This window comes from Fulvivirga kasyanovii (assembly GCF_009711405.1).
GTDB lineage: Bacteria > Bacteroidota > Bacteroidia > Cytophagales > Cyclobacteriaceae > Fulvivirga > Fulvivirga kasyanovii.
In genome coordinates this window covers 1-5,005 of record NZ_SMLW01000306.1, presented here as the reverse complement: position 1 = coordinate 5,005, position 5,005 = coordinate 1, and the positions used below count along the sequence as shown (strand labels likewise).

The window sequence follows — 5,005 nt, the reverse complement described above, 5'->3', positions numbered from 1 at the left end:
AAATCATGGTGAAACCATTACAGTACCCAATCTGGAAGGCGTGCATATGGATGAAATCGACGAGTTTTTAACCAAAAGGCACCTGCGGTATGAGGTCAATGACTCAACCTTTTCTGATGAGCATCCGCCTCTGACCATTCTGAAACAGTACCCGAAGCCCGGCAGCAAGGTAAAAGAAGGTCGCAAGATCTTTATTTCCGTCAACAGGATCGACCCACCTACCGTACCTGTACCTGAATTGGTAGACCGGTCACTTCGCAATGCCGAGGCCGTATTAAAAAGCAACGAACTCAAAAGAGGCAAAATCACTTACAGGCCCAGCCAGTTCCTGAACCTGGTTTTGGAAATGAAATATGAGGAAGAAATTATCGATGCCGGACAAAGAATACCTAAAGGCTCTACCATTGACCTGGTAGTGGGCGATGGCTATGCGCAGTCTAACTTTGCAGCCCCAAGACTTACAGGTAACGAAATTGATGATGCCCGGTTTATAATATTAGGCTCAAACCTGGAAATAGGACTGGTAACTTTGCAGGGAGATACTACCGGACACAAAAGCATCGTTACCAAACAGGAACCTGAAGCAGGCACACAAGTCCGCATAGGCGATGCTATCGACCTGTGGATAGCGCCTGTTACCGATGATGAAGAAAATACAGTGGAAAACTAACATGTTGAAGTCATTCAAATATGTATTAATAGCTCTGATAATCTTTGGCTCTGGCCACAGCATGGCCCAGCTTAAGGTATACGGCATTAAAAAAACAGAAAATACTCCTTCTACAAAATCCAAAAAAAACACCCGCGAAGAGGCAGATGTTCTTAGCCTGCCCTTCTGGGACGACTTCTCTTACGCCTCAGCCCAGCCCTCCGACTCACTTTGGGAGGTCAGCGGAGTATTTATCAACAACGGCCTGGGCATTACGCCCCCAAGTCTCGGTGTGGCCTCTTTTGATGGTACTGATGTTAACGGGCTGGCTTATTCAGGCAGCAGCAACAGCATGGGCAAAACGGACAGCCTTACCTCTCTTCCCATTGACCTTAGCGCACTTACGGTTAATGACAATGTGTACATTAGCTTTTTCTACCAATACGCCGGTTATGGAGATACTCCCGATAGTGGCGACTCCATCAGGCTGGAACTCAAAACAAATGACACCACATGGGTAAGCGTATGGCCGGGATCAGCTCAACTGGATACCACCGGCAGCTTTGTTCAGGTGATACAGAAAGTTGATGATGCAGCTTTCTTCCACGACTCCTTCCAGTTTAAGTTTACAGCGTTTGGCAGGCAGTCAGGCCCATTTGATGTGTGGAACATTGATTATGTATATGTGAATAAGAACAGGTCTGAGACCGATCTATTCTTCCCCGACAGAACGGTCAGCACCCCCATGATCAAGGTATTCAATGATTACACGGCTATTCCTTACGATCATTTTAATCCTTCGCTGCTGGAGTATCCTGTCGTGAATTTTTATAACCTTGAATCCGGTACGGTTCCCTCTCCTTATGGCTATAAGGTAGGCGGCGCCATAAACTATTATAAGGACAGCGTGAAGACTACTGATCTGTTTGATACATTGTATGTCAACGCAGTAGGGCAACCCCTCGAGCCAAGGGAAATACAAAGCCTCCAGATCGACCCGTTCCTCAACACTGTCACCTTTGATAACAGTGCAGACTCCGTTAAAATAGAAGCGACATTGGCCATCGATGCCGGTGATAATGTTGATGATTACGACCCGGCTTATTCACCCATAGACTTCCGCGTCAATGATACTACCAGGGCTTCCTTTATACTTTCAAACTATTACGCCTATGATGATGGAGGCGCAGAAGTAGCTGCAGGCTTACTGAATGGAGCAGGCAAATCACTGGCTTACCAGTTTGACATGGCAAAAGACACCACAGATTACATTGTAGCCATCGATGTTTATTTCCCATACATCAACTCCGATCCCACGGGTAAACAAATTGATCTCTCGGTCTGGAGAGCCATTGATACAAGTAATGCTGATCCAAGTACTACCTCTCTTATCCACAGAGAACGTACTGCAGTAAAACGAGGCCCAGGTCTGAATGATTTTGTAAGGTATGAGCTAAGAAACGCCGTAGAGGTCACAGATACCTTCTTTATTGGCTATAAGCAAATAGCTGCCGGTGATCTGGGCATAGGCCTGGATAAAAACACAAACTCGGGTAGCAAAATGTTTTTCAATATTGATGGCACCTGGCAACGTAACACGCTGGTAGAAGGAAGTTTGATGCTGCGCCCTGTTTTTGGCACACCTCCTGACTCTACCATTACCGGACTGCCTGACAGGGAGGCAAACAAACTCAATGTATACCCTAACCCCTCGTCGGGAAAATTCACGATCAAAGGGAAGTTTGAAACCGTGAAAGTCTTTGACATACACGGAGTTGAACAAAATTTTTCTTTGATATCTGATGGTAATAACGCTATTTTGAATCTTGAAAATCAGGCTGAGGGATTATACATCCTTCAGTTCGTTCGAAGAGAGCGTATTGAAACCATAAAAGTATTTAAAAAGCAGTAGTTGCGTATGTTGGAGGTTACGGCCGAAGAGCTTAAAAGGAGACTCGATAGTAAAGAAGAGTTGTTTATTATTGATGTGAGGGAGTGTTGGGAGTATGATGAAGTAAACCTTGGCGTCACCAATATTCCACTGGGCGAGCTGCCTCAACACCTGTCAGAGCTGCCTTCTAAAAACACAGAAATCATCGTTCATTGCCAGTCAGGCCGCAGAAGCGGACAAGCTCAAAAGTACCTGACCAGGCAAGGCTTCTCCAACGTAGCCACCTTAAAAGGTGGGCTGGACGCTTATCTGGAGCTGTAGCTTAGATCAATCCCTGGTTCCGGATAGACCCAATATTTCTAATCTTTGTTTGAACAGGCACCTGTTAATAGCAGTAGGCAATCGGCAAAAGCAGTAGGCAAACTACTGGCATTTCAATGTTTTTTCGGATCAAATGTTAAACCTATGGAGTAATGGATTGGGGAGTAAAACAAGTAAAGTGAAACTTGCTGCTGAAAACAGGTAAACCGCGCTTACTGTTACTTTATACACCTTTGTCTACTGCTTTTCCCGATTGCTATTAACAACTGTCTGTCAGCAAAGAGGTGAAAGTGTTAGGGTCTCCCCAGAAATTACGCTTGCCCCTGTTCTTCGCCTCCTCAGGTTAATTGATTACAATTGGTGCAGGGCTGAATGAGATTACAAAGATCAGCAGGGCCAGCCAGCCAATAATTTGCCTTTTCAGATCGAGTGGTTCCTCAATCATAGATGGCGGGTGGTAAACGCCCAGTACCCTGCCTACTATAAAAGCAAACAGCAACCAGCCAGAATAACCGACAATGTTCGGATCATATAAAGAAATAGCAAACTGTGCCGTAAAAATAATCAAGGCATACATCAACGTTTCCTGCTTGCTTTTCCTCAGACCCTGCAAGGCGATGTATAGGAAAGCAATGTACAGCGGAATGCTGTAGACCAGATTATCAGCACCATCATACGGGGTAAGCATACCCAGGCCAGCGTAAAACAAAAAGGAGATGAATACTACTGTAGCAACTTTCTTAAACCTTTTATAGCCTATCAAGCCATAAAGCACGTGTCCGCCATCCAGTTGGCCGATGGGCATGAGGTTTAATGAGGTGAACAACAGCGCCAGAAATCCGGCAAACAGCCAGGGGTAATGCATCAGTTCTTTTTCATTAGGCACCCTTTCAGGGTCACTGGCTATATATTTTTCAAAAAACAGAAACAGCAATGGCTTGCCTAAAGCTATAGAAGGGTACTCTGGCTGGGCCTCGAATTTACGAAACTCCCACTCCCCTTTCTTTCCTTCCTCTATATGTCGGAGAGAATCAGCTTCCCTCGCCTTGGCATAGGCAAGCGAATCCTGCTCTTTATGAAATTCATAGGTATAGACATGCTCTTCAAAGTCAGGCCCGAACGCTTCATACTCAGGATGGATGCTGTAAATATATTCCGGCTCAGGCAAATGTGTATAGCCATAATAGAGCACCCCAAGAGCCACAATAAAACCTGCTACAGGCCCCGCAACACCGATATCAAAGTGAAGCTTTTTAGAACTGACAGGCTCCTTGATCCTGATCAGGGCTCCCATAGTGCCGAAGAAGCCTGGAAACGGTGGCAGGGGAATATAAAAAGGCAATGTGGTCTTTACTTTGTGATAAACTGCAGTGAAGTAGTGGCCAAACTCATGCACAGTAAGGATCAGCAGCAAAGGGATGGAGTATGCCAGGCCATTCTGGAAATCAGCCCAGGAATAGTCGGTAAGCAGCCACATTTTGCCATGTACCCACCATTCGCCCGCCATAGTAGTTGTGAAAAAAGTAACGATAAACAGGGTAGCCTGTATGAGATATGTCTTTGTCCTTTTATCCATTAAAAAAATCCATCAAAGCTGTTGGTTTATTTATGTGCAGCGTCTGAATGCCTAAGTTAGCCGCTCCCTTAATATTATCAGCATTATCATCGATAAATAATACATGCTCAGGGTGCAAATTGTTATCATCAAGCACAAACTGGTAGATATCTGCATCCGGCTTACGTCTGTTCACGAGGTGCGAGTAATATTGTTTGTCAAAATAAGGATCAAAGTTATCTACCCCATGTAACGCCAGCCTTTCATGGACACAGCGCATGTGAATGGTGTTGGTATTGCTCAGCAGGAATAAGCCATGCTCTTCCCTCAGGCGTTTGAGCAAAGCCAGGCGCTCTGCGGGAATATCCAGGATCATGGCATTCCAGGCATCATCCAGTTGCTTGTCGTCACCGTCAAATTTCAACAGCCCCCTCAGAAAGCTTCTGAACTCCTCATCACTGATGGCTCCGGTCTCATAGCGTTTAAATTCGTCGTGATGCAAATATTTCTCCTTAACAAAATCTGGCTCTACCCTACCCAAACGGGCAAATTCCCTGATAGTAAGCTCAGTATCAAGGTTAATAATAAC

The 5,005-nt window shown here is 45.2% G+C and carries 5 protein-coding genes; 3 read left to right on the top strand and 2 right to left on the bottom strand.

Features of this window, described 5'->3' with window-relative positions; genetic code table 11:
* The 3 genes from E1163_RS02520 to E1163_RS02510 form a co-directional block, all read left to right on the top strand.
* Positions 1 to 670: PASTA domain-containing protein (locus E1163_RS02520; protein ID WP_155169135.1), on the top strand; the 670-nt coding region annotated here is incomplete at its 5' end.
* Positions 642 to 2,561 (top strand): T9SS type A sorting domain-containing protein, encoded by a 1,920-nt coding sequence (locus tag E1163_RS02515; protein WP_155169133.1) that lies wholly within the window; start codon positions 642 to 644, stop codon positions 2,559 to 2,561. The genes E1163_RS02520 and E1163_RS02515, both read left to right, overlap by 29 nt.
* A gap of 6 nt (positions 2,562 to 2,567) precedes the next feature.
* Entirely contained in the window at positions 2,568 to 2,861 is a 294-nt protein-coding gene (locus E1163_RS02510) for a rhodanese-like domain-containing protein (protein ID WP_155169131.1), read from the top strand.
* 343 nt (positions 2,862 to 3,204) lie between these two features.
* On the opposite strand, the gene E1163_RS02505 is transcribed toward E1163_RS02510, so the two are convergent.
* Both E1163_RS02505 and E1163_RS02500 read right to left on the bottom strand, forming a co-directional pair.
* Positions 3,205 to 4,437 (bottom strand): site-2 protease family protein, encoded by a 1,233-nt coding sequence (locus tag E1163_RS02505; RefSeq protein WP_155169129.1) that lies wholly within the window; start codon positions 4,435 to 4,437, stop codon positions 3,205 to 3,207.
* A partial coding sequence (locus E1163_RS02500) for an HAD family hydrolase (protein WP_155169127.1) occupies positions 4,430 to 5,005 on the bottom strand: 576 nt, incomplete at its 5' end. The genes E1163_RS02505 and E1163_RS02500, both read right to left, overlap by 8 nt.